The 23,218-nt window shown below is 70.6% G+C and carries 22 protein-coding genes; 5 read left to right on the top strand and 17 right to left on the bottom strand.

Annotation, left to right across the window (positions count from 1 at the left end):
- Positions 1-368, bottom strand: a 368-nt coding sequence (locus ACRX5W_RS24190; protein WP_436790375.1) for a hypothetical protein, incomplete at its 3' end; no start/stop codon positions are given.
- Between the two features lie 282 nt (positions 369-650).
- Positions 651-1,244 carry a peroxiredoxin-like family protein gene (locus ACRX5W_RS24185; protein ID WP_436790374.1) on the bottom strand — a complete coding sequence of 198 codons (594 nt, stop codon included), beginning with the start codon at positions 1,242-1,244 and terminating at the stop codon, positions 651-653.
- A gap of 76 nt (positions 1,245-1,320) precedes the next feature.
- Between ACRX5W_RS24185 and ACRX5W_RS24180 the strand changes: the two genes are divergently transcribed.
- Positions 1,321-1,992, top strand: coding sequence for a TetR/AcrR family transcriptional regulator (locus ACRX5W_RS24180; RefSeq protein ID WP_436790373.1), 672 nt, complete (start codon positions 1,321-1,323; stop codon positions 1,990-1,992).
- A 36-nt stretch (positions 1,993-2,028) separates the two neighbouring features.
- On the opposite strand, the gene ACRX5W_RS24175 is transcribed toward ACRX5W_RS24180, so the two are convergent.
- The gene (locus ACRX5W_RS24175) at positions 2,029-3,387 is read right to left on the bottom strand and encodes a class I SAM-dependent RNA methyltransferase (RefSeq protein WP_436790372.1); all 1,359 of its coding nucleotides are present in this window, start codon (positions 3,385-3,387) and stop codon (positions 2,029-2,031) included.
- 316 nt (positions 3,388-3,703) lie between these two features.
- Positions 3,704-5,743, bottom strand: a complete 2,040-nt coding sequence (locus ACRX5W_RS24170) for an APC family permease (RefSeq protein WP_436790371.1) — start codon at positions 5,741-5,743, stop codon at positions 3,704-3,706.
- A gap of 216 nt (positions 5,744-5,959) precedes the next feature.
- Between ACRX5W_RS24170 and ACRX5W_RS24165 the strand changes: the two genes are divergently transcribed.
- Positions 5,960-6,622, top strand: coding sequence for a potassium channel family protein (locus ACRX5W_RS24165; protein WP_436790370.1), 663 nt, complete (start codon positions 5,960-5,962; stop codon positions 6,620-6,622).
- A complete protein-coding gene (locus ACRX5W_RS24160; protein ID WP_436790369.1) occupies positions 6,622-7,320 on the top strand; it encodes a potassium channel family protein in 699 nt (232 codons plus the stop codon). Before ACRX5W_RS24165 ends, ACRX5W_RS24160 begins: the two co-directional genes overlap by 1 nt.
- 56 nt (positions 7,321-7,376) lie before the next feature.
- Here the strand turns inward: ACRX5W_RS24160 and ACRX5W_RS24155 are convergent, their stop codons facing one another.
- From ACRX5W_RS24155 to ACRX5W_RS24100, 12 genes are all read right to left on the bottom strand, one after another.
- Positions 7,377-8,750, bottom strand: coding sequence for a transcriptional regulator (locus tag ACRX5W_RS24155; RefSeq protein WP_436790368.1), 1,374 nt, complete (start codon positions 8,748-8,750; stop codon positions 7,377-7,379).
- Between the two features lie 183 nt (positions 8,751-8,933).
- Positions 8,934-9,770: a DUF3159 domain-containing protein gene (locus ACRX5W_RS24150; protein WP_436790367.1), complete on the bottom strand. Its 837-nt coding sequence runs from the start codon at positions 9,768-9,770 to the stop codon at positions 8,934-8,936.
- Between the two features lie 4 nt (positions 9,771-9,774).
- A complete protein-coding gene (locus ACRX5W_RS24145) occupies positions 9,775-10,173 on the bottom strand; it encodes an OB-fold nucleic acid binding domain-containing protein (protein ID WP_436790366.1) in 399 nt (132 codons plus the stop codon).
- A gap of 113 nt (positions 10,174-10,286) precedes the next feature.
- Positions 10,287-10,961 (bottom strand): response regulator, encoded by a 675-nt coding sequence (locus ACRX5W_RS24140; RefSeq protein ID WP_436790365.1) that lies wholly within the window; start codon positions 10,959-10,961, stop codon positions 10,287-10,289.
- 304 nt (positions 10,962-11,265) lie between these two features.
- The gene (locus ACRX5W_RS24135; protein WP_436790364.1) at positions 11,266-13,824 is read right to left on the bottom strand and encodes an ATP-binding protein; all 2,559 of its coding nucleotides are present in this window, start codon (positions 13,822-13,824) and stop codon (positions 11,266-11,268) included.
- Between the two features lie 52 nt (positions 13,825-13,876).
- The gene (locus tag ACRX5W_RS24130; protein WP_436790363.1) at positions 13,877-14,620 is read right to left on the bottom strand and encodes a potassium-transporting ATPase subunit C; all 744 of its coding nucleotides are present in this window, start codon (positions 14,618-14,620) and stop codon (positions 13,877-13,879) included.
- A gap of 4 nt (positions 14,621-14,624) precedes the next feature.
- The gene (gene kdpB / locus ACRX5W_RS24125) at positions 14,625-16,748 is read right to left on the bottom strand and encodes a potassium-transporting ATPase subunit KdpB (protein ID WP_436790362.1); all 2,124 of its coding nucleotides are present in this window, start codon (positions 16,746-16,748) and stop codon (positions 14,625-14,627) included.
- 88 nt (positions 16,749-16,836) lie between these two features.
- Positions 16,837-18,501: a potassium-transporting ATPase subunit KdpA gene (gene kdpA / locus ACRX5W_RS24120; protein ID WP_436790361.1), complete on the bottom strand. Its 1,665-nt coding sequence runs from the start codon at positions 18,499-18,501 to the stop codon at positions 16,837-16,839.
- Positions 18,498-18,590, bottom strand: a complete 93-nt coding sequence (kdpF, locus tag ACRX5W_RS24115) for a K(+)-transporting ATPase subunit F (RefSeq protein WP_436790360.1) — start codon at positions 18,588-18,590, stop codon at positions 18,498-18,500. The genes kdpA and kdpF overlap by 4 nt, the downstream gene beginning before the upstream one ends.
- 391 nt (positions 18,591-18,981) lie before the next feature.
- Complete coding sequence (locus ACRX5W_RS24110) at positions 18,982-19,779, bottom strand: DUF3710 domain-containing protein (RefSeq protein ID WP_436790359.1); 798 nt, start codon at positions 19,777-19,779, stop codon at positions 18,982-18,984.
- Between the two features lies 1 nt (position 19,780).
- The gene (dut, locus tag ACRX5W_RS24105) at positions 19,781-20,311 is read right to left on the bottom strand and encodes a dUTP diphosphatase (RefSeq protein ID WP_436790358.1); all 531 of its coding nucleotides are present in this window, start codon (positions 20,309-20,311) and stop codon (positions 19,781-19,783) included.
- On the bottom strand, positions 20,308-20,889 hold the full coding sequence (locus ACRX5W_RS24100; protein WP_436790357.1) for a PaaI family thioesterase: 582 nt from the start codon (positions 20,887-20,889) through the stop codon (positions 20,308-20,310). Before ACRX5W_RS24100 ends, dut begins: the two co-directional genes overlap by 4 nt.
- 168 nt (positions 20,890-21,057) lie before the next feature.
- Here ACRX5W_RS24100 and ACRX5W_RS24095 point away from each other — a divergent pair, with 168 nt between their 5' ends.
- Positions 21,058-21,951, top strand: coding sequence for an SDR family oxidoreductase (locus ACRX5W_RS24095; RefSeq protein ID WP_436790356.1), 894 nt, complete (start codon positions 21,058-21,060; stop codon positions 21,949-21,951).
- A gap of 43 nt (positions 21,952-21,994) precedes the next feature.
- Positions 21,995-22,456 (top strand): DUF3093 domain-containing protein, encoded by a 462-nt coding sequence (locus ACRX5W_RS24090; protein ID WP_436790355.1) that lies wholly within the window; start codon positions 21,995-21,997, stop codon positions 22,454-22,456.
- A 345-nt stretch (positions 22,457-22,801) separates the two neighbouring features.
- Here the strand turns inward: ACRX5W_RS24090 and ACRX5W_RS24085 are convergent, their stop codons facing one another.
- Positions 22,802-23,098 carry a DUF4193 domain-containing protein gene (locus tag ACRX5W_RS24085; RefSeq protein ID WP_436790354.1) on the bottom strand — a complete coding sequence of 99 codons (297 nt, stop codon included), beginning with the start codon at positions 23,096-23,098 and terminating at the stop codon, positions 22,802-22,804.
- Positions 23,099-23,218 lie beyond the last annotated feature (120 nt).

The following is a 23,218-nucleotide window of genomic DNA, read 5'->3' as shown; positions in this document are numbered from 1 at the left end:
GGCCTGCCGCGCGGCACCCCGCTGCGGGCGAGACGGTGCAGAACCCGAGCCGTGCGGCCGAGGAGTCGGGCGATCATGCTCACCGGGTAGACGGCCGTGTCGTCGGCGGGGCCGGACCACGCCGCGGCGCTTCGCAGGCTCGGCGGGGTGAGTCCGGAAACAAGCGTGAGCGCGACACGCAGTTCCTCGGCCGCGCGGCACAGGCAGCCGGCGCGGGCAGGGTCTGCGCGCCAGGACTCCACCGCGCGCAGCGCCACCTTGAGCGATCGCGCCGCAGCGGCCAGGCCTTGTCCCGTGGTGGCGGCCACGGCCAAGTCGTCGTCGAGATCGGCCAGGGCGACGGCGTTGTGGGCGCGAACCGGGATCATGACGGGCTCCCTTCAAGGGCGGCCGCCGAACGACGGTCGGACGCCGCCCGGTTGCCTGACTGAACGACGCCGGTGTGACGCCATGACCCCACGATCGCTCACCCGGCACCGCGGTCTGAACCACATCACCCGGTTCTGTGGACAACCCGACAGACAACCCTCGTTCGAGTGACGGAGCTTCGACGTTCTCCACAGGAACCGAGGCGTAGCGAGCACGGAGCCACGGATTTGCGGTACGTTCCCGCGCCACGACGACTCCCCGGCGCCACCGCGTCGGGTCCGTCAGCCCACCGCCGGCTGCCCGTCCTGTGATGCCAGCACAAGGAGTTCGTCGACCGACCACTGGTCGTAGACGTGCTCGCCGAATTTGCAGGCCACGACGGTCCCGGTCGGATCGATGAGGAAGTCGGCCGGCAAACCGAGCCGCCCTTGCGGCTGCTTCGACTCGGGCAAGCGGTCGAGCCCCCGCAACACACGAACGACGCTGCGCCCCAAGGACGCCAAAATCGGCCCCCAGGCCCGCGGGCTGAGCAACGCGCGCGGTGAGGACTCGACACCGAATTCGCGATACAGGAGCTTGTCCGGGTCCGCGACCACGGCGAACGGCAACGCGTGGACGTGCTCCCTCAGTTCGGCGGCCGGGGAGTGGAAGACGACGACCTCGGTCACACCCGCCGCACGAATCTCGTCGTGCCGTCGCTCGATCGAGCGCAGATGCAGATTGCACACGGGACACCCCGCGAATCGCCGGAACTGAAGATGAATCAGGCGTCCCGGTTCCGGAACGGACACGGCAGCGGCGGTACCACCCACAGCGGCCAACTCGCGTGCGGAGACTCGGCTGCCGACCTCTATCGGGCGTTTTGCGGTGGGCATGGCGAAATAACCCCCTCAGTTAAGCGTGCAGCGTACGCCTACGAAGCTATTGGCGTACGTTGTACGCTGTCAACCCATGCCACGACCACGTTCCCTCACGCACCCGCAGATCGCCGCCGCCGCACTCCGCGTCCTGGACCGGGACGGCCTCGACGCCCTCACCATGCGGGCCGTCGCGAACGAACTGGACATGGGCACCATGTCCGTCTACCGCTACGTCACCGACAGGGCGCAACTGGAAGCTCTGTTGGTCGATCACGTCCTGAGCGCTGTCGACACCGACGTCGCGGACACCGAAACCGCAGGCACCCACACGAACGCCGGAGCGGGCACCGACTGGATCACGCACATCGAGACCCTGGTGAACCGCGTCCGTGCCACCGTCGGTGCCCACACCGCGGTGATCCCCCTGCTGCTGACCCACCGCCACACGTCGCGGCATTCGATGCGGTGGGGCGACGCGGTCCTCGGTGTTCTCGCGTCGGCGGGTTTCGACGCACGGCAGCGCGTCGTCGCGTTCCGAGCACTGCTCGCGTACGTCTTCGGCGCACTGCAAGTGGAGTATTACGGCCCGCTCCCCGGCCCCGGCACCGCCGCACTGGCCGCCCTCGATCCGGACCAGTTCCCGCATCTGGCCCACACCGCGCAGGAAGCCCGAGACATGGGCGTCGACGAGGAGTTCGGCGGCGGACTGCGCCTTCTCCTGAGCGGACTCGCCGCCGACGCCCGTGCCGCGCAAGCGGACTGACCGCGCAGCGGGGCTGTCAGGCGGCCGAGCCGCCCGTCAGCGCTGCTTCGGTGCCTTCGGTGCGGGCTCCAGCACCGCGATGCACTCCACGTGATGCGTTTGCGGGAAGAGATCGAATGCGCGCAACGCCCGCAAGCGGTAACCGCGTTGGGCAAAATATCCGACGTCGCGGGCGAGGGCCGCGGGATCGCAGGCCACGTAGACGATCCGACGCGGCGTCAGACGGGCGATGCGCTCGACGACCGTCTTGCCGGCGCCCGCGCGCGGCGGGTCGAGAACGACGATGTCGGCACGCCGCAGGAAACCGGGACGGGTCAGCACGCGCTCGACCCGTCCCGCCTCGAAGCGCGCCCCTGGGACCGCCCGCAGATTGTGCCGGGCGTCTTCGACCGCGTCGCGCGACGACTCGACACCGATGACGGTGTCCGAATCGGCGAGCCGGTCGGCGATCGCGCCCGCGAACAAGCCGACGCCGCAGTACAGATCGAGTGCGACGTCCCCCGGTCGCGGCTCCAGGCCGTCCAGCACCGCGGCGACCAACGTGTCCGCCGCCGCCGGATGCACCTGCCAGAAGCCGGCTCCGGACACCCGCCACGTGCGCCCCGCCGCGACCTCGCGAACACCCGCCCGCCCGTGCACGCGCTTGGCACGGCCGCGCTCGTCGCCGCGGAACACCGCCACCGGGCGGTCGAGTTCGACGATCGGCATGCGCCCCTCGTGCTCCGCGGGCGTCACCACCACCGCTCGGTCGAGAGAACCACTTGCCGCGACCGCCTCGATCGAGGCCACACCGCGCCAATCGCGCCGCTCGATCCCCAGTTCCTCCACGCCCGGTGCCGCGATCGCGCACGCGTCGATCGGCTGCACATCGTGCGAGCGGTGTTTGCGCAGCCCCACCGCTCCGCTGTCCGGATCGACCGCGAACTGCACCCGCGTACGCCACCCCAGTCCTTCGGGCAGCCCCGGAGGCCCGTCCACGGCCTCGACCTGCACGTCCAGGTCCAGCCCCGCCAGTCGGCGCAACTGCTCGGCCACCACCGCCGCCTTGAGCGCCCGCTGCGCGGCCGGCGTCGCGTGCTGCCAGTCGCAGCCGCCACAGCGCCCGGGACCCGCGTACGGGCACGGCGGCTGCACGCGGTCGGGCGACGGCGTCAGCACCTCGACCACGTCGGTTCGCAGGAACCGCGAGGTCTCGGCACCCTCGGTCACCTCGACCACGACGCGCTCCCCGGGCAGTCCGTGGCGCACGAACAACACCCGGCCCTCGTGGCGTGCGACGCAGTGGCCGCCGTGCGCGACGGGCCCGACCTCCACCTCGTACCGCGTGCCGACCAGCGACTCGGCCGCGTCATCGGCAGTGGACGGCGGCGATCCGGCGGATCGGAACGTGGGCACGGAACTCCTCGGAGACGACAATTTGCACGCGACACGAGTCACGATCGGAACGAGACCGGCGGGAAGGCGACACGGACAACGCACCCGATCACCGCACGACCTCCCAGCCTAGGGGGTCGCGGCCACACCCGAGACCGCCGCCGTCCCCGGCGGCGCGCATGCGGTCTGCTCGGCCGTCAGCCGCTTCGGCGCGTGTCGATGATCGCCACAATCCGACGCGGGCTCCGACGGGCACGTCGCCGCGCGGGACGACAAGGGCACACCGCCGAGTCGATCCGGAGCCCACGCGAAGGCCCGAAACGCCGCCCCAGGACCGTCAGGATCCCGACCGATCCCCGTCGTCCTCACCCGCGCGCGGGTTGACGCGCGGCGCCGGCTCACCGCGACGGACCGCGCCCGGCGCGTTGTAACCCTTGGCGTGCTTGACCCGGTCCGACGACGCAAGCTGCCACGGCACCGACGCGACGACGACGCCCGGCGTGAAGAGCAACCGCCCCTTGAGCCGCAGCGCGCTCTGGTTGTGCAGGATGTGCTCCCACCAGTGCCCGACGACGTACTCGGGGATGTACACCGTCACCACATCGCGCGGGCTCGACCGCCGCACGTTCTTGACGTAGTCCACGATCGGCCGGGTGATCTCCCGGTACGGCGAATCCAGCACCTTGAGCGGCACCTCGATCCCCCGGTCGTCCCAGTCCTGCCGCAACGCCTCGGTCTCCGCCGCGTCCACCCCGACGGTGACCGCCTCCAGCACACTCGGCCGCGCCGCCCGCGCGTACGACAGCGCCCGCAGAGTCGGCTTGTGCAGCTTGGAGACCAACACGATGCCGTGCACACGCGAGGGCAGCTTCATGTCCTCGTCCGGGTCGGCCACAAGCTCGTCGGACACCCGGTCGTAATGCCGCCGAATGCCCTTCATCATCACGAACAGCACGACCATCGCCAGGATCGCGATCCACGCGCCGTGCAGGAACTTGGTGAGCAAGACGATCACCAGCACGCTTCCGGTCATGCACAGGCCGAACGCGTTGATCGCCCGACTGCGGACCATGTGCCGCCGCGCGGCCTGGCCGTCCTCGGTCCGCAGCAGCCGCGTCCAGTGCCGGATCATGCCCGCCTGGCTCATCGTGAACGACACGAAGACACCGACGACGTAGAGCTGGATCAGCTTCGTCGGCTCCGCGTTGAACGCGACGATCAGCAGAATCGCGGCACCCGCCAGCATCATGATGCCGTTGCTGAACGCCAGCCGGTCACCGCGCGTGTGCAACTGCCGCGGCAGGTAGCGGTCCTGCGCCAGGATCGAGCCGAGCACCGGGAAGCCGTTGAAGGCCGTATTGGCCGCGAGCACGAGGATCAACCCGGTCACCGCGAGGACCAGGTAGAACATCGGCGACGCGAAGGTCCCGCCGAACACCGCGTCGGCAACCTGCGCGACGACGGTCTTCTGCTCGTAGTCGTCCGGCGCCCCCACGAGCTGGTGGTCCGGATCCTCCGCGAAATGCACCTTGGTGATGTTCGCCAGCGCCAGCATGCCCATGAGCATCGTGACGGCGACCGTCCCCATGAGCAGCAGCGTCGTGGCCGCGTTCCGGCTCTTGGGCTTGCGGAACGCCGGAACGCCGTTGCTGATCGCCTCGACACCGGTCAGCGCCGCACATCCCGAGGAGAAGGTGCGCAGCAGCAGGAAGAACAGGGCTATCCCGGTGAAGGCGTCCTCTTCCTTGATGTCGAACCCGGCGCTCTCCGCACGCATCTCGGCACCCGTGAAGTACCGGAGGAAACCGAATATGGTCATGCCGATCACGGCGAACATGAACAGATACGTCGGCACCGCGAAAGCCGACCCGGACTCGCGCACCCCGCGCAGGTTCATCCCCATCAGCAGCAGCACGAGCAGTACGGCGTACAACACCCTGTGCTCGCCTATGGCCGGGATCGCCGACGCGATGTTGGCCACACCCGACGAGATCGACACCGCGACGGTCAGCACGTAGTCGACCAGCAGCGCGCTGCCCACGGTCAGGCCCGCGTTGGGCCCGAGGTTGACGGTCGCCACCTCGTAGTCGCCGCCACCGCTGGGGTACGCGCGGACGTTCTGCCGGTACGACGCCACCACCGTCAGCATGACCACGACCACCGCGAGGCCCACTTGCCAGCTGAAGTGGTACGCCGCCAACCCGGCCAGGGACAGCGTCAGCAGAATCTCGTCGGGCGCGTACGCCACGGAAGACAAGGCGTCCGACGCGAACACGGGCAACGCGAGCCGCTTGGGCAGCAGCGTCTCGTGCAGCCTGTCGCTGCGCAGCGCGCGCCCGACAAGAATCCGCTTGGACAGTCCACCGAGTCTTGACACGCGGGCGATCGTACGCCGTGGCGGTCCGGCGCCACGCCGGGCGGGCGGCCACTATCCGCTCGGCGCCGACGCCGACCGCACCACCGACACCGCCCACGTGTAACGTCGCGCGAACGTCTGTCACCCTGGTGACAGGCCGTGAGGGCCGACGGGCCGCAGCCACGACGGCGGCCCGGACAAGCCGGGCAATACCAGCCGAACGCCGGAAGGACGGCCGTGCACATCGTCATCATGGGGTGCGGGCGCGTGGGGTCCACGCTTGCCCATACCCTGGAGGAACAGGGACATTCCGTTGCGGTGGTCGACCGCGACGCCTCGTCGTTCCGCCGACTCGGCGCCCACTTCTCCGGACGCCGCGTCACCGGTGTCGGCTACGACCAGGACACCCTGCGTGCCGCGGGCATCGAGGAGGCGGGCGCGTTCGCGGCGGTCAGCAGCGGCGACAACTCCAACATCATCGCCGCCCGGGTGGCTCGCGAGACCTTCGGCGTCGAGAACGTCGTCGCCCGCATCTACGACCCGCGCCGCGCAGAGGTCTACCAGCGCCTGGGCATCCCGACCGTGGCCACGGTCCGCTGGACCGCCGACCAGATGCTGCGGCGGCTGCTGCCCAGCGGCGCCGAGCCGCTGTGGCGCGACCCCAGCGGCAGCGTGCAGCTCGCCGAGATCCACGTGAACCCCGAGTGGGTCGGACACCGGATCTCCCGGCTGGAGGAGGCGTCCGGAGCGCGTATCGCGTTCCTCACACGCCTGGGCGAAGGCATCCTGCCCGGCGTCGACACCGTCCTCCAGGAAGGCGACCTCGTGCACGTCGTCATGCACTCGGCCGACGTGGTCGCCGTCGAGGCGGCCTTCGAGAAGGCTCCGGAGGAACACTGATGCGTGTCGCGATCGCGGGAGCCGGCGCGGTGGGCCGGTCCATCGCCGGCGAGCTCCTGGAAAACGGCCACGAAGTCCTGCTCATCGACAAGGCCCCCGAGGCCATCCAGGTCGAGAGTGTGCCGCAGGCCGAATGGCTGCTGGCCGACGCCTGCGAGATCTCCTCGCTCGACGAGGCGGCGCTCCAGCGCTGCAACGTGGTCATCGCGGCGACCGGCGACGACAAGGTCAACCTCGTCGTTTCGCTGCTCGCCAAGACCGAGTACGGCGTGCCGCGCGTGGTCGCCCGGGTCAACAATCCGAAGAACGAATGGCTGTTCAACGAGGCCTGGGGCGTCGACGTCGCCGTCTCGACGCCGCGCCTGATGTCGGCGCTGGTCGAGGAGGCGGTCAGTGTCGGCGACCTGGTCCGCCTCATGCGGTTCAGCCAGGGCGACGCCAACCTCGTCGAGCTGACGCTGCCGGACGACACGCTGCTGGTCGGCACGCGCGTCGGGGATGTCGCGTGGCCGCAGGACACCGCACTGGTGACGATCATCCGCGAGGGCCGCGTGCTGGTGCCGAGCAAGGACGACTCGCTGGAGGCCGGCGACGAACTGCTGTTCGTGGCCGCGCCCGATCGCGAAGAGGAACTGGAGGACCTGCTCTCCCCGCCCGTGGACCGGGCGCGGGACCTTCGCGGCACCGGGCCCGGCTAGCGGAATCCCGGCCACGCGGCCCCTGGCGCCCGTCGCCACGCCCGTCGCGGTGCCCGTCACACCGCCATCCCCGCGTACAGCTCCTCGGCATGCTCATTGAACTCGCGGACGACGCGTTCGCCCGCGTACGGCCTCAGTTGTGCGCGAAATGCGCGCAGAAAGTCGTTGCACTGCGACGAGTTGAGCCGGCTGGCGATGTCCAGCGCCTCCCCGGCCTTCGCGCACGCCTGGTCGAGCTCCCGCTCCACCAGGTGCGCGGCGGCCATGAAGGTCGTGTCCTGTGCGCAGCGGCGCGTGTAGCCGTCGGCGCGAATCCCTATGGCCTCGTGAGCGAACCGCTGGGTGGCCTGGGGCAGCCCGAGGTCGCGGTGGCAGTGCGCGAACTCGTGGGCGAGCTCGGCCTTGTCGAAGTACTGGCACCACGCCGGGTCGTCGTCGCCGTCCGCCGCCTCCAGACTGCGCTCGGCGGCCCGCAGCGCCTCCGAACACGCGCGCTCGTTCTTCATCGCCGCGTGCCCGCGGGCCTCCATCGCCAGCACGAGCGCCTGCCCCCGGTGCGTGAGCGAACCGCGAGCGCCCTGCTGCGCTGCACGGGCAAGTTGCACGGCCTCCCACCCGTGCCCGAGGTAGACGGCCTGGCACGCCATGTTGGCCATGACGTACGCGCCGTACGCCCGGTCGTCGGCGGCCTGCGCGAGCCGCAGCGCCTGGATGTGGTAACGCTGCGCAAGCGCGTGGCGGCCGGAGTCGAAGGACAGCCAGCCGGCCAGCTCGGTGAGCTCGGCGACCGCGCGGAACAGGCCGCGGCCGACGTCCTCGCCGTACGAGCCCGAGAGTTTCGTGCAGGCGATCTTGTTCAGGTGGTTCACCACGGTGTCGCGCAGATCGCCGCCGCCCTGCGCGCGGTCGAGCTTGCGGAACATCACGACGGTCTGGCGGATGCGCTCGACGTCCGCCTCCCGCACACGGCCGTTGCCGCCGTGCTCGACCGGCTCGGGCTCCGCCCCGCTCGCGGTCGACCAGAAGAGCGCGGGACTGGAGAAGGCCGCGGCCCCGAAAGTCGACCCGAGCAGGAAATTACGGCGGTTCATGTCTCTCCCCGTCAGCTCGACCACGGCCCGCCGAATATCGGACACCGTGCGAGCGACGCTCAATCCGTCGAACGGATCCGCCGCAGGCGGGCGCCGGTCGCGCAAACCCAGGTCGCTGACCGTCAGTTCGTAGCCCAATTTGCGGCCGAGCACCTCGGCCAACAGATCGGGAATGGGCCAACGCGGTTGGGCGCCGTCGAGCCAGCGGGCGACCGAGGTGTGGGTGCACCCCAGGTGTTGCCCGCGTCGCTCGGCCACCACGTTGACCCAACGGGCGATTTCACGCCTCGTCAGGCCGGCCTCTTCGACCAGCGCGCGAAGGTCACCGTTTCCGGCCACCGTCCCCGCCTCCTTTCACACGAGGCATAACCGGGACGCTAGTTGCCGGGATACGGCCGAACGGGGAAATAGTCAGCAAATAACCACTGTGGTCGACAAAGTGAACGGCCGCTTGCGAAAGCGGCCGTTTGGGTGCTCCTGTTGATCAGCGGGCGGTCGTTTCTTCACTCGATGAGCGGCACGTCACCGGCGCGGCCCAGTGTCCGATCTCCGACCGTCGCCCGGTCCCGAGGCACCGTCGCCCACGACGGCTCCACTGTCCGCGGCCCCGTCGTCGGCCCCGTCCTCGGCGGCGTCGTTGTGATGGGCCTTCGTCGGGGGTGGCGCCTTGGACATGATGAGCCACGTCAGGTAGATCGCCACGAGCCACGGCGGCACACCGAGCGCCACCTTCGCCGCGCCGAGCCACGTCACCTTGTCCGCGAGATACAGCGGCACCTGCACGACGATGCGCAGCACGAACAGCGCGACCCACACCCACGTCGCCTTCGTGTACGCCGCCGCCCGCTCGGGGTTCTTCCGCCACGTGAAGTTCTCGCCGAGGATCGGTCCGAGCACGACGCCGATGATCGGCCAGCGCACCAGGATCGAGACGATGTACGCCAGCGCGTACCCGCCGGAGATGAACACGCCCAGCAGGTAGAAGTTCTCCGCTTTCCCGGACTTGACCGCGACGTAGGCCGCGATGGCCACGCCGAGGAAGCCACCGAGAGCGTGCATCAGGGTCTCGCGGCGGACCAGCCGCACGACGGCCAGTACCCCCGCGACGGCCACCGCCGCGTACGAGGACGTGGTGGTCTCCCGCGAAATGGTGAACGCGATGACGAACACCAGTCCGGGGACCGTCATGTCGATCATGCCGCGGACCCCGCCGAACGCAGCGATCAGCGACATCGCGCTGTCGGGGCCACCCTCCGCGGCGACCGGCTTGCCGGTGGGCGCAGAGCCGGCGTCGGGGCCGACCGCCCGCGAACCCGTCCCGCCGCCGGCGGGGCGCGGCCGCTCCTCCCCCGCAGTCACAAGCTCATCCATTCCCGACCGGCCGCAGTTCGTATTTGGGGTTGAACAGCACCGGGCGGCCGTAAGCGGTGGAGACACGGCCCTGCGCGACGAGTTGGCGGCCCGGCTCGATGCCGGCGATCCTGCGGCGGCCCAGCCACACCACCGAGAGGGCACCCGATCCGTCGTACAGCTCCGCCTCCAGCGCCGGCACTCCCGCGCGCGGGCGGAACGTGACGGTGCGCAGCGTGCCGCCGACCGTGACGAGGTCGCGCTCGACGACGGTCCCTATCGCCGTACACCCGAGCTGCCGGCAGTCCTGCTGAAGCTCTTCTGCCTCCAGCTCCTCGTGTGTCGAGGTCAACCGGTTGATCATCCGGCGGAAGCGGCCGGGCTCGCGCTCGACTCCGGTGGTACCACTCATGCACGCGAGGGTACCCGCTCGGGCGCGCACCCGGGACCCGCGCCGAACACGGTGATGGCCGGTCCGCGACGCCCCTCACGGCCGGTCACGACCGGTCACGGCACGAAGGGCGTTCACGGCTCGAAGCGGTAGCCCATCCCCGGCTCGGTGCGCAGGTGCCGGGGGTGCGAGGGGTCGGGTTCCAGTTTGCGGCGCAGTTGTGCCATGTAGACGCGCAGATAGTTGGTCTCGGTGCTGTATTGCGGCCCCCAGACCTCCTGGAGCAGGGCGCGCTGGCTGACGAGGCGCCCGGCGTGCCGGACGAGCACTTCGAGCAGGTGCCACTCGGTCGGGGTGAGACGTACGTCGCGGCCGTCGCGGTGGGCCTTCTTCGCCGCGAGGTCGACGGTGAAGGCGTCGGTGACGACGACCGGCGCCTCGTCGGCCGGTGCGGCTCTGCGGACGGCGGCGCGCAGGCGGGCGAGCAGTTCGTCCATGCCGAAGGGCTTGGTGACGTAGTCGTCCGCCCCGGCGTCGAGGGCCGCGACCTTTTCGTCGGAGGCCTGGCGCGCGCTCAGGACGATGATGGGCACCTTGGTCCAGCCGCGCAGGCCGCGGATCACCTCGACACCGTCCAGGTCGGGGAGGCCGAGGTCGAGGAGGACGACGTCGGGGTGGCGTTCGGCGGCTGCGGCGAGCGCACGGGTGCCGTCGGCGGCGGTGTCGACGTCGTAGCCGCGTGCCTTGAGGTTGATGGCAAGGGCCCGGACGATCTGGGGCTCGTCGTCCACGACGAGCACGCGTGTCATCGCACAGCCTCCCTGTGTTCGGCTTCCGTTCGCTCGGCAGCCGAACGCCGGCAGCCACCGAAGTGTTCACTCGATCGTGGGGTTCCTGCGGCGTGGCGTCGACACACACTTCGAACTTGTATTCGAATATGGAGTGTGAGCATTCGGCCCTCTTCCACGGTTCCCCCTCTCGCGGACACCACTGCCGCGGACCCGTTGTCCCCGAACCCGTCTCCCGCCGCCCCCGGCGAACCTCCGGCGCGTGCCGCCGCCCCCGCGGCGTGGCCCGTCCTGCTGCGGTATCCGGCCCGGCGGATACGCCGCATCATGGCGCCGCCGACACGGACGTCCCTGCGCCGATCCCGGGCGGCGGACCCGGCACGGGCGGACGGCCGCCGGACATCGGGAGCGCCAACACCATCGTGAGCCCCCCGCCGGGGGTGTCCTCGGCGACCAGCGAGCCGCCCAGCGCCTCGGCGAACCCGCGCGCGACGGCCAGGCCCAGGCCGACGCCGGTGCCCGCGGGTGCGTCGCCGTGGCGCTGGAACGGTTCGAATATGCGCTCCTTCGCCTCGTCCGGTACGCCCGGCCCCCGGTCGACGACGCGCAGCTCGACACGGTCGCGGACCAACTCGGCCCGCACATGGACACGCCGGTCCGGCGGATTGTGCTTGACGGCGTTCTCTATGACGTTGGCCAGCACCCGGTCGAGCAGCCCCGGATCCGTCCACACCGTCGGCAGCGTCTCGGGCACGTCCAGCACCACCGCCGACTCCGGCACGCCGAGCAGCGCGCCGGGCACGACCTCGTCGAGCGCGACCTCGCCGAGCAGCGGCGTGACGGTGCCGGTCTGCAGCCGACTCATGTCCAAGAGGTTGCCGATCAGCGCGTCCAGCCGGTCGACGCCCTCCTCGATGGCCGCCAGCAGCTCCGCCTCGTCCTCGGGTGACCAGCTCACGTCCTGCGACCGCAGCGACGACACGCTCGCCTTGATCGCGGCCAGGGGTGTGCGCAGGTCGTGCGACACGGCCGCGAGCAGCGCCGTGCGGATCCGGTTGCCCTCGGCGAGGCGACGGGCCTCGGCGGCCTCGGCGACGAGTTGCCGGCGTTCCAGCACGACGGCGGCCTGGGCCGCGAAGGCGCCGAGCACGCGGCGGTCGGCGGCCGGCAGCACGCGCCCCGACAACGCGAGGGCCACCGTCTCGGAGACCGGCACCTCGACGTCGGCGTCCTCGGGCCGGTGCACGGGACGGGGGCCGGCCGCGCCGACGACGGCCCACGGACTGTGCGGCGCGGGGCGCTGCAGCAGGGCGACCGACTCCATGCCGAACGCCTCGCGCACGCGTTCCAACAGGGCGGGAAGGGCTTGTTCACCGCGCAGCACGCTTCCGGCCAGGAAGCTCAGCGTCTCCGACTCCGACCGACTGCGGGCCGCCTGGTGGGTGCGGCGGGCCGCGATGTCGACCACGGTCGCGATCGACAGCGCCACCACGACGAAGACGGCCAGCGCGAAGATGTTCTCCGGATCGCGGATGGTCAGCGTGTACAGGGGCGGCGTGAAGTAGTAGTTCAGCAGCAGCGACGCCAGGACCGCGGTGACCGCGGACGCCCACAGCCCGCCGAGCAGCCCCACGACCACGGTGAGCAGCAGGTAGAGCAGCATTTCGGTGGGCACGGTCAGGTGGCCGCGGAAGTTGACCATGACCGAGGTCAGCAGCACCGGCCCGGTCAGGGCGACGAACCACGAGGTCAGCAGCCGCCGGCGGCCCAGCACCGAGCGCGGTACGGGCACCGTGCGCCCGACGCCGGCGTGCTCGTGGGTGACGATGTGCACGTCGATGTCGCCCGACGACGCAGCGACCGTCGCGCCGACCCCGGGGCCGAGGATGTACTGCCACGGCCTGCGGCGGCTGGAGCCGAGCACTATCTGCGTCGCGTTGACGCCGCGTGCGAAGTCCAGCAGCGCGGTGGGCACGTCCTCGCCGATCACGGAGTGGAACGTCCCGCCCAGGCGTTCGACGAGGCTGCGCTGCTGTTCGAGGGCCTCGGGGGACGCCCCGGTCAGGCCGTCGCTCTTGGACACGTAGACCGCGAGCAGCTCGCCGCCGGACCCGCGCGTCGCGATGCGCGCAGCCCGGCGGATCAGCGTGTCGCCCTCCGGGCCGCCGGTGAGGCCGACGACGATGCGCTCGCGGGCCGGCCAGGTGGCGCTTATGCCGTGGTCGGCGCGGTACTGCCGCAGGTATTCGTCGACGCGGTCGGCGACCCACAGCAGCGCCAGTTCACGCAGGGCCGTCAGGTTGCCGACGCGGAAGTAGTTGGCGAGGGCCGCGTCGACCTTCTCGGGGGCGTACACGTTCCCGTGGGCCATGCGCCGCCGAAGGGCCTCGGGCGACATGTCGACGAGCTCTATCTGGTCGGCGCGGCGCACGACGGCGTCGGGGACCGTCTCGCGCTGCGGCACCCCGGTGATCGACTCGACGACGTCGTGCAGCGATTCCAAGTGCTGGATGTTGACGGTCGAGATGACGTCGATCCCGGCGTCGAGGATCTCCTCGATGTCCTGCCAGCGCTTCGCGTTGCGCGAGCCGGGCACGTTGGTGTGGGCCAGTTCGTCGACGAGGGCGACCTTGGGACGCCGGGCGATCACCGCGTCGACGTCCATCTCGGTGAACGACGACCCCCGGTGCACCATCACGCGGCGCGGAACGGCCTCCAGGCCGTCGAGCATTTCCTCGGTGCGGGGCCGCCCGTGGCACTCGATCAGCCCGACCACCACGTCGGCACCCCGGTCGCGACGGCGCCGGCCCTCGCCGAGCATGGCGTACGTCTTGCCGACGCCGGGGGCGGCTCCCAGGTAGATGCGCAGCCTTCCGCGTCCCATGGCGTCCATTGTCGTCTGTGGTCCTCGGTCGTCCTCTGCGGAGCGCGCGGCACTAGCCGCGAGCCTGTCGGTCCAACGCGATGTTCAGTTCCAGGACGTTGACGCGCTCGTCGCCGAGGAAGCCGACGACGCGGCCTTCCACGTGGTCCTCGACCAGCTTCCGGACGAGCGCCGGGTCGAGTCCGCGGGCGCGGGCGACGCGGTCCACCTGGATGAGCGCGTACGCCTCGGAGATGTGCGGATCCAGCCCCGATCCGGACGCGGTGACCGCGTCGGCCGGGACCCGGTCCTCCGGCACGTCGTTGAACGCGGCGACGGCGGCCTTGCGGTCCTTCACCAACTCGATGAACTCGGGGTTCTCCGGCCCGTAGTTGGACGCGCCGGAGGCGAGGGGGTCGTACGCGCCGGCCGACGGCCGCGGCTGGAACCATTTCGGGTCGGGCTGCCTCGACACGCCTGCCGCCTGCTCGTCGGTGAGCGCGGCTCCCCCGTCGAGGTACGTGTAGGCCGTCGTGCCGTCCGCCGCCTCGTGGGCGGCCACCTCCCGTCCCGCGGCGTCGAACAGCCGAGGGCGGCCGTCCGCGTCGACCAGGTCGAAGTTCTGGCCGATCAGGCTGGAGCCGACCTCCCGGCCGTCGACGGTGGCCTTCGAGCCGTTCGCCTGGTCGGGGAACGCGGCCTGGGCGAGCCCGGTCATGGCCAGCGGATACGCGGCGCCGAGGAGGACCGTGAGGACCAGCAGGGCGCGCAGTCCCGCCAGGAGCACGCGGATGCGGGTGCTTGTGTGGGTGGCCATGTGATCAACCGATTCCTGGGATGAGCGAGACGAGAAGGTCGATGAGCTTGATCCCGACGAAAGGCGCGACGAGCCCGCCCAGGCCGTAGACGCCCAGGTTGCGCGACAGCATCTGGTCGGCGGACATGGGCCGGTAGCGCACCCCGCGCAGTGCCAGCGGGATCAGCGCGACGATGACGAGGGCGTTGAAGACCACCGCGGAGACGATCGCGGATTCCGGCGTCGCCAGGTGCATGATGTTGAGCTTGTCCAGCGGCTGGAGTGCCGCCGGGCCGCTGGCGACCGCGAACATGGCCGGGATGATCGCGAAGTACTTCGCGACGTCGTTGGCGATCGAGAATGTGGTGAGCGCGCCGCGCGTGATCAGCAGCTGCTTGCCGATCTCGACGATCTCGATGAGCTTGGTCGGGTCGGAGTCTAGGTCGACCATGTTGCCGGCCTCCTTCGCGGCCGACGTGCCGGTGTTCATGGCCACCCCGACGTCGGCCTGCGCGAGCGCGGGCGCGTCGTTGGTGCCGTCGCCGGTCATCGCGACAAGTTTGCCGCCGGCCTGCTCGCGCTTGATGAGCGCCATCTTGTCCTCGGGCGTGGCCTCGGCGAGGAAGTCGTCGACCCCGGCTTCGTCCGCGATCGCCTTGGCGGTCAGCGGGTTGTCGCCGGTGATCATGACGGTCCGTATGCCCATGCGGCGAAGCTCGTCGAAGCGTTCGCGCATGCCGTCCTTGACGACGTCCTTGAGATGGACCACGCCGAGGACGCGGGCGCCGCCGACGTCCTCGACCGCAACGAGCAGCGGCGTACCGCCTGTCGCGGAGATGGCGTCGACGATTTGGCCGGCCTGCGCCGGCACGGTGCCGCCCCGCTCGGCGACCCACGCGGTGACCGCGGACGACGCGCCCTTGCGCACGCGACGGACCGTGCCGCCGTCGTCGACGTCCACGCCGGACATGCGGCTCTGCGCGGAGAAGGCGATCCAGTCCGCGTTCGCAAGCTCGCCGTCGCGGCGTTCGGGCCGGCCGTACGCCGACTGTGCGAGCACGACGATCGAGCGCCCTTCGGGTGTCTCGTCGGCGAGCGACGAGAGCTGCGCCGCCTCGGCGAGTTCCGCCGGCGCCACACCCGCGACGGCGACGAACTCGGCGGCTTGGCGGTTTCCGTACGTGATCGTCCCGGTCTTGTCGAGCAGCAACGTGCTGACGTCACCCGCCGCCTCGACCGCGCGGCCGGACATCGCCAGCACGTTGCGCTGCACGAGCCGGTCCATGCCGGCGATGCCGATCGCGGACAGCAGTGCCCCGATCGTCGTCGGGATCAGGCACACGAGCAGCGCCACGAGGACGACGATCGACTGCTCCGCACCCGAGTAGACCGCCAGCGGCTGCAGCGTCACCACCGCGAACAAGAAGATGATCGTGAGCGACGCGAGGAGGATGTTGAGGGCGATCTCGTTCGGGGTCTTCTGCCGGGCCGCGCCTTCGACCAGGCCGATCATGCGGTCGATGAACGTCTCGCCGGGCTTCGTGGTGATCTTGACGACGATGCGGTCGGACAGCACCTTCGTGCCGCCGGTGACCGCGGACCGGTCTCCGCCGGACTCGCGGATCACCGGGGCGGACTCCCCCGTGATGGCCGACTCGTCGACGCTGGCGACCCCCTCGACGACGTCTCCGTCACCGGGGATGACGTCGCCGGCCTCGCACACCACCAGGTCGCCGATCCCCAGATCGGTGCCGGGTACGCGCTCCTCGCGCCCGTCGACCAGCCGCCGCGCGACGGTGTCGGTCTTGGCCCGGCGCAGCGTGTCGGCCTGCGCCTTGCCGCGGCCTTCCGCGACGGCCTCGGCGAGGTTCGCGAACAAGACCGTGAGCCACAGCCAGACCGTGGTGACCCATGCGAAGACGCCGGGGTCCTTGACCGCCAGGTATGTGGTGAGGACGGAGCCGATCTCGACCACGAACATGACGGGCGTACGCACCATCACACGCGGATCGAGCTTGCGGAACGCCTCCGGCAGCGATGCGACGAGCCGCCGCGGCTCGAACAGGCCCGCTGCCACACGCCCTGGGGCCGGCGCGTGTTCGGACGGCGGAGCGGGAGGCCGGGAAGGAACTCGGGTTGTCGTGGACATGGTCAGCGCCCCTCCGCGAGCGGGCCGGGTATCGAGCCGATGGTCAGGTGGCCGGCTTCGGCGGCCGTCGGGGTTGCACGCACGTGGGTCACGCCAGTCCCTCCGCGAGTGGGCCGAGCGCCAGCGATGGGAAGAACGTCAGGCCGGTGACGATCACGATCACGCCGACGAGGGTTCCGACGAAGAGCGGCCGGTGGGTCCGCAGCGTGCCGACGGTTTCGGGAACCGGCCGCTGCGCGGCCAGCCGGCCGGCCAGGGCGAGCACGAGGGCGATGGTGAGGAACCGCCCGATCAACATCGCCATGCCGATGGTCGTGTTGTAGTACTCGGTGTTCGCCGACAGGCCCGCGAAGGCGGAGCCGTTGTTGTTGGCGCCCGAGGTGTACGCGTACAGCACCTCGGTCAACCCGTGCGGCGAATCGGAGTTGAGGATCGACGCGCGCTCGCCTGGCAGAGCCAGCGCGATGCCGGTCATCGTCAGGATCGTGGCCGGGACGACGAGGATGTACAGCGCGACGATCTTCATCTCGCCGGTGCCGATCTTCTTGCCCAGGTACTCCGGCGTGCGGCCGACCATGAGCCCCGCGACGAACACCGCGAGGATCGCCATGATCAACATCCCGTAGAGGCCGGAGCCGACCCCGCCGGGCGCGATCTCGCCGAGCATCATGCCGCCCAGCGCGATCCCGCCGCCGAGGCCGGTGTACGACGAATGGAACGAGTTCACGGCACCTGTCGACGTCATCGTGGTCGAGACCGCGAAGAGCGACGAGCCGGGGACGCCGAAGCGCTGTTCCTTGCCCTCCGTCGCGCCGCCGGCGATCTCCAGGGCGGTCCCGCTGTGGTGCATCTCGGTCCAGGTCATCAGGACCACAGCGACGAACCAGATCGCGAACATCGCGGCGAGAATCGCGCGGCCCTGCCGGGCCGAGCCGACCATGACGCCGAAAGCGCGGGGCAGCGAGAACGGGATCACCAGGATCAGGAAGATCTGGAACAAGTTCGAGAACGCGTTCGGGTTCTCGAACGGGTGCGCGGAGTTGGCGTTGTAGAACCCGCCGCCGTTCGTGCCCAGCTCCTTGATCACCTCTTGCGAGGCGACCGGACCGCCGGTGATCGTCTGGGTGCCGCCGTTGAGCGTGGTGACCGTGTGCGGGTCGGCGAGGTTCTGGATCGTGCCGGACGCCACCAACACGATCGTGCCGACTACCGCGACCGGCAGCAGGATGCGGACGGAGCCGCGGGCCAAGTCGACCCAGAAATTGCCGATTTCGCCCGAGCGCACCCGGATGAACCCACGGATCAACGCCACGGCGACGGCCATGCCCACTGCGGCGGAGACGAAGTTCTGCACGGTCAGGCCGGCCATTTGCACCGTGTGGCCCACGGCCGACTCGCCCGAGTACGACTGCCAGTTGGTGTTCGACGCGAACGACGCCGCGGTGTTGAACGCCTGGTCGGCCTTCATCGGCTCGAAGCCAAGGCTCCACGGCAGCTTGTCCTGCAGCCGCAGCAGCGCGTAGAGGCCGAGCACCGAGAACATCGAGAAGGCGAGGACGCTGCGCAGGTAGATGCCCCACCGCTGACCCGAATCCGGGTTCGCGCCTATGGCCTTGTAGATCCACCGCTCGGCGCGCAGGTGCCGGTTCGAGGTGTAGACCTCGGCCATGTAGTCGCCGAACGGGCGGTGCACGGCGGCGAGTACGGCGATCAGCGCGGAGGCCTGGAGTATCGCCGCGACCGTGGCGCTCACTGGAACTTCTCAGGGAAGACCAGGGCGAGCACCAGGTAGCCCAGCAGGGCGACGGCGACGCAGAGGCCGACCACGGTATCGGCGCTCATGCAGCCGCCTCGCTTCGCTCGGCACCACATTCGCGAAACTCGGTTCGCTCGCTCGGCGCGCTCACAGTTTCGCCACCCCCTTGGCGAAGGCCACGACGAGCGCGAAGAACGCGACTGTCACGAGTACGAAGGCCACATCAGCCATCGCTGCTCTCCTCGGATGGGAATCGGGACGATTGCGTGTCCTTGGTAGCAGTCCCGAGCTCCACGAAATCCCATCAAAAAGGGCAAATCACTAGGCGCTAGCGGGCCCTTGACGCGCACCGGCGTGATCTTGACGCGTCCCTGACGGTCCGGTTCCGGGCGTTCCGGGCAACGCGAAGGGGCCCGGTCCCACCTCTCGGTGGATCCGGGCCCCGCGGAGCAGAAGCCGTACCGCAGCCGCTCGCGGCTACCGCACTTCGGTGATCTCCGGGCCGCGCTGGAACGGGCTCAGCGTGCCGCTGTAGCGGCTCTTCGGCGGCGCTGCGGCCTCCTCGGGAGCCGCCGGCGCGACACCGCTCGCCGGGTCGATCTGGGCGTTGTCCGGCAGACGGAGCAGGATCGGGTCGCGCGGTGCCATCGGGTCCGACCCGCGCACCACGACCGTGTCGCGGAAGATCTGCTCCAGTTGCGCACCGGTCTCCGGATCGACCGCGGCCCGCCCGGAGATCACCCCGCGCAGGAACCAGCGCGGACCGTCGCAGCCCACGAAGCGCACCAACTGCGCGCCCTGCTTCCCGTCCGGCAGTTGCACCGGGACCTGCGCCCGCAGCTCCCAGCCGAGCCCGCCGTCGAGCTCGTCGACGAGGCCGCCCTGCTGCGTGATCCCGCCGGCGATCTCCTTGCGGATCTCGTGCCAGAGGCCCTCGCTGCGCGGTGCCGCGAAGGCCTGCACCTGCACCGCACTGTCACCGAGGACCACGGTGGCGGCGATGATCATCTCGTTGGCGACCTCGACGCGCAGCTCCATGCCCTCGACCGCGGGCACCAACAGGCCCCCCAGGTCGATACGGCCCTCGCGCGGCTCGTCGAGCTCGTCCTCGTCCCACGGACCGTCGGGGCGTGGCGCGGGCGGCAGTGGGCGGTTCATCGCCTCGTCGTCCGTGATCTCGTCCGACGCGGCCTCGTCTTCGTCGAGCTCGTCGAGGTCGTCGAGCTCGTCGACGGGCTGGTCGGCTTCTTCGTTGCGTCGGCGACGTCGGAACACGTCAGATCCCTTCCCTGTCGGAAGCCGAGTTCTCCACTGTGTCGGCGCCGCTCACGGCGCCGTTTGCCTGTGCGGCCACGACGGCGGCGTGGCCCCCGGTCGACCCGAAGCCGCCCTCGGCCCGGTCCGATCCCGGCAGGACGCCGACCTCGTGGAACTTCGCCCGCTCGACGCGTTGGATGACGAGCTGGGCGATCCGGTCGCCGCGGCGGAACGAGACGCTCTCACGGGCATCCAGGTTCACCACGATGACCCTGATCTCGCCACGGTATCCCGCATCGATCGTGCCCGGGGCGTTGACCAACGACACTCCGCAACGTGCCGCGATCCCGGAGCGCGGATGAACGAACGCGGCGAAGCCGTCGGGCAGGGCGATCGCCACCCCTGTCGGCAACACCGCGCGCTCCCCCGGGCCCAGCTCCGCGTCGACCGCCGTGACCAGATCGGCCCCCGCATCGCCGGGGTGGGCGTACGACGGCATCGGCAGACCGGGGTCGAGGCGCCGGACAAGGATGTCCACCGGAGCCGTCACGAGTGCACCTCGTAACCGCGCACAACCTTCATGGTCGCGGGGTCCGCCTTGGCCCGCTCGACGTCCTCGGCGCGGCCGTGGGTCGTGAAATGGTCCAGATCGACTCGCACGAACAGCGCCGCCGCCTCGACCGCGATCGGCCCGTCGGGCGCGTCGACGCGCCCGGTCGCCCGGGCGAAGACCTTGCGCCCGTCGACGCCCGTACACCGCGCGTGGATGAACAGCGTCGCGCCGACCGGCACCGGTCGGCGGAAGTCCGTCTCCAGCCGCGCCGTCACCACCGGTCGGTGCAGCAGGAAGGAAAGCGCGCCCAGGGCCTCGTCGAACGCGCAGGTCAGCAGGCCGCCGTGCGCCAGCCCAGGAGCGCCTTGGTGGCCTTCGCCCACCACGAACTCCGTGTGCACACTGACGCCCTCGCCGACCCGGCTGCGCACTCTCAGGCCGTTGTCCTGTACGTCACCGCAGGCGAAGCAGCCGTCGTAGTGCTCTCCGATCGCCGCGCCGACGGCCGGGGCGCCGGGACGCGGCTCCGGAACCACGGCACCGGCGGGCGGGCTCAGGGAAGTAGGTCGACTCACCGGGTGGACATTACTGCCTTTTGGCGGGTCGGCCGCGCCGGGGCCACCCACCCCGGGCCGCCTGCCTGTTGCACACCTCACGGGCCCGGCCACTACGGTCGTGGCGGAGCATCCGGGCGGGCGCGGATGACGCGAGGGGCGCGGACGCGCGCGGACGAAAGGACGCACATGACCAAGAGCGTGGTCGTGACCGGCGCGACCAGCGGAATCGGCCTCGCCACCGCCCTGGAGCTGGCCCGCGCGGGCCTCGACGTGATCGGCACGGCGCGCACCGAGGACAAGGCGCAGCGGCTGCGGGAGGCCGCCGAGCACGAAGGCCTCGGCGTACGAACGGTCCTGCTGGACGTTTGCGACGCCACCTCGACCGTGCGCGCCTTCACCGAGATCGCGACCATGACCGGCGGCGGCCCATGGGCGGTCGTCAACAACGCGGGTCTCGCCCAGCCCGGCGCCGTCGAGGACGTCGACGACGAGCAGGCGCGCCTGCAACTGGAGACCAATCTCGTCGCGCCCGCACGCATCGCACGCTTGGTCCTGCCGCAGATGCGGCAGCGCCGCAGCGGACGCATCGTGAACATCTCGTCGGTTTCCGGCCGGGTCGCGGCGCCCTTTCTCGGCTGGTACTGCGCCAGCAAACACGGGCTCGGCGCGATCACGGACGCCCTGCGGATCGAGGTCGCGCAGTTCGGCGTCAAGGTGGTGTTGATCGAGCCCGGCAGCTACGGCACGGACATCTGGGAACGGAGCATGGAACGCCTGCCGCCGCGCAAGCACTCCGCATACCGGGACTCCTACGAGCGTGCCGACGACATCCTGCGCCGCTCCGCGTCGCTGCCCGCGCCCGCGCCGGTTGCCGCGGCCGTCCGCCACGCACTGCTGACCGCCCGGCCGCGGCCCCGCTACCTCGTGGGTTCGGACGCCAAGGCGGGTGCCGTGCTCGACGCGCTGGCCCCTCGGGCACTGTCCGATTACGCGAAGGGCGTCGCGACCGGCCTGCGGACGCCTCCGGAACGCGTCGTGCGGCTGCTCGAAAAAGCGACCCGGCGCCGAGCCGCGCGGTGACCCGGGAGTCTGCCGGCTTCCCCTGAGATGACAGGCTGTTCCCATGCAGGCTTATAACGAGCGGCTCTCCGTTCCGACTTCATGGTGGTGGCTCGCGGCCGGCTCCGGCCTCGTGGGCGCGATCATGCTGCTGCCGGTCGGTCCGGCGGCGGCCGGTGTCGCATTCGTGGTGGCCGCCGCACTCGCGGCCTGGATGCTGTCCTCGTACGGCTCCGCCCGCCTGCGCGTCACCGAGGCGCATCTGGAGGCCGGCCGCGCGCGTCTTCCGCTGGCGGCTCTGGGGGACGCCACCGCGCTCGACCGGGAGGCCGCGCGGGCGCTCCGCATGGAGGACGCCGATCCGCGCGCGTTCATGCTGCTGCGCAGCTACGTGCCCACAGCCGTCCGCGTCGACGTCACCGACCCCGACGATCCGACGCCGTATTTGTACCTCTCGACCCGGAACCCGGCGCGGCTGGCCGAGGTCCTGGACGCGCTGCGGCGCCGCGATGCGCACCGGACGTGAGCGGCGGCCGGGACGAGCGCCGAGTCACGGGCCCGGACATGCGAGAACGCCCGCGTCTTGGGCGGACGTCCTGGGTGTGGCGGAGGTGGGTGTGACCGAGTCGGCTGTGACTGAGTCGGGTGTGGCGAAAAGCCGCGTCCGCACCGCGGCAACGGTTTCGGAACGCACCGGCAGATCTGCCGGGACGCCGTGGTACCTCGTGGGGGGCGAGGTACCGGAGCGGCGAGTGCTCGTATCGATCATCGGCAGGGGCGGTCCGCTCCTGCCAGACCCGGTCGCGTGCGCAGGGTTCCGCTTGCCGATGATCGATCCTGAGCCGGCCCGACGGCCTCAAAGGATCGGACGTCAGGCGCAGTCGACGCAGATGGCCTGGCCGTCCTTCTCGCCGGCCAGTTGGCTGCGGTGATGCACGAGGAAGCAGCGCGAGCAGGTGAACTCGTCCGCCTGCCGGGGCAGCACGCGCACGGACAGCTCTTCGTTCGAGAGGTCCGCACCGGGCAGCTCCAGGCTCTCGGCCTGGTCGAACTCGTCGACGTCGACCGCCCCCGCGGACTTGTCGACGCGCCGGGCCTTCAGTTCCTCGATGCTGTCTTCGTTGACGTCGTCTTCTGTCTTGCGTGGAGTGTCGTAGTCAGTCGCCATTTACCTCTCCCCCTCCGGGTGGATCTGCTGGCTGATGCGTCGGTGAACACGTCCTTCAGCGCACGTAACGCATCAGGGGCCGGAGTTGTGCCCGACCTGAGGCGCAGATTCTGCCTCATC

Source organism: Yinghuangia sp. YIM S10712, assembly GCF_051388935.1.
In the GTDB taxonomy this organism is placed as follows: domain Bacteria; phylum Actinomycetota; class Actinomycetes; order Streptomycetales; family Streptomycetaceae; genus Yinghuangia.
The sequence above is the reverse complement of the archived record's forward strand: the minus strand, read 5'-3'. Positions and strand labels throughout refer to the sequence as shown.

Excerpts from the sequence above, each read along its gene's own strand:
- ACRX5W_RS24185 (WP_436790374.1), bottom strand. The coding sequence starts at position 1,244 with ATGCCCACCGCAAAACGCCCGATAGAGGTCGGCAGCCGAGTCTCCGCA.
- ACRX5W_RS24180 (WP_436790373.1), top strand. The coding sequence starts at position 1,321 with ATGCCACGACCACGTTCCCTCACGCACCCGCAGATCGCCGCCGCCGCA.
- ACRX5W_RS24160 (WP_436790369.1), top strand. The coding sequence starts at position 6,622 with ATGCGTGTCGCGATCGCGGGAGCCGGCGCGGTGGGCCGGTCCATCGCC.
- ACRX5W_RS24145 (WP_436790366.1), bottom strand. The coding sequence starts at position 10,173 with ATGAGTGGTACCACCGGAGTCGAGCGCGAGCCCGGCCGCTTCCGCCGG.
- ACRX5W_RS24140 (WP_436790365.1), bottom strand. The coding sequence starts at position 10,961 with ATGACACGCGTGCTCGTCGTGGACGACGAGCCCCAGATCGTCCGGGCC.
- ACRX5W_RS24135 (WP_436790364.1), bottom strand. The coding sequence starts at position 13,824 with ATGGGACGCGGAAGGCTGCGCATCTACCTGGGAGCCGCCCCCGGCGTC.
- ACRX5W_RS24130 (WP_436790363.1), bottom strand. The coding sequence starts at position 14,620 with ATGGCCACCCACACAAGCACCCGCATCCGCGTGCTCCTGGCGGGACTG.
- kdpB (WP_436790362.1), bottom strand. The coding sequence starts at position 16,748 with ATGTCCACGACAACCCGAGTTCCTTCCCGGCCTCCCGCTCCGCCGTCC.
- kdpF (WP_436790360.1), bottom strand. The coding sequence starts at position 18,590 with ATGAGCGCCGATACCGTGGTCGGCCTCTGCGTCGCCGTCGCCCTGCTG.
- ACRX5W_RS24095 (WP_436790356.1), top strand. The coding sequence starts at position 21,058 with ATGACCAAGAGCGTGGTCGTGACCGGCGCGACCAGCGGAATCGGCCTC.
- ACRX5W_RS24090 (WP_436790355.1), top strand. The coding sequence starts at position 21,995 with ATGCAGGCTTATAACGAGCGGCTCTCCGTTCCGACTTCATGGTGGTGG.
- ACRX5W_RS24085 (WP_436790354.1), bottom strand. The coding sequence starts at position 23,098 with ATGGCGACTGACTACGACACTCCACGCAAGACAGAAGACGACGTCAAC.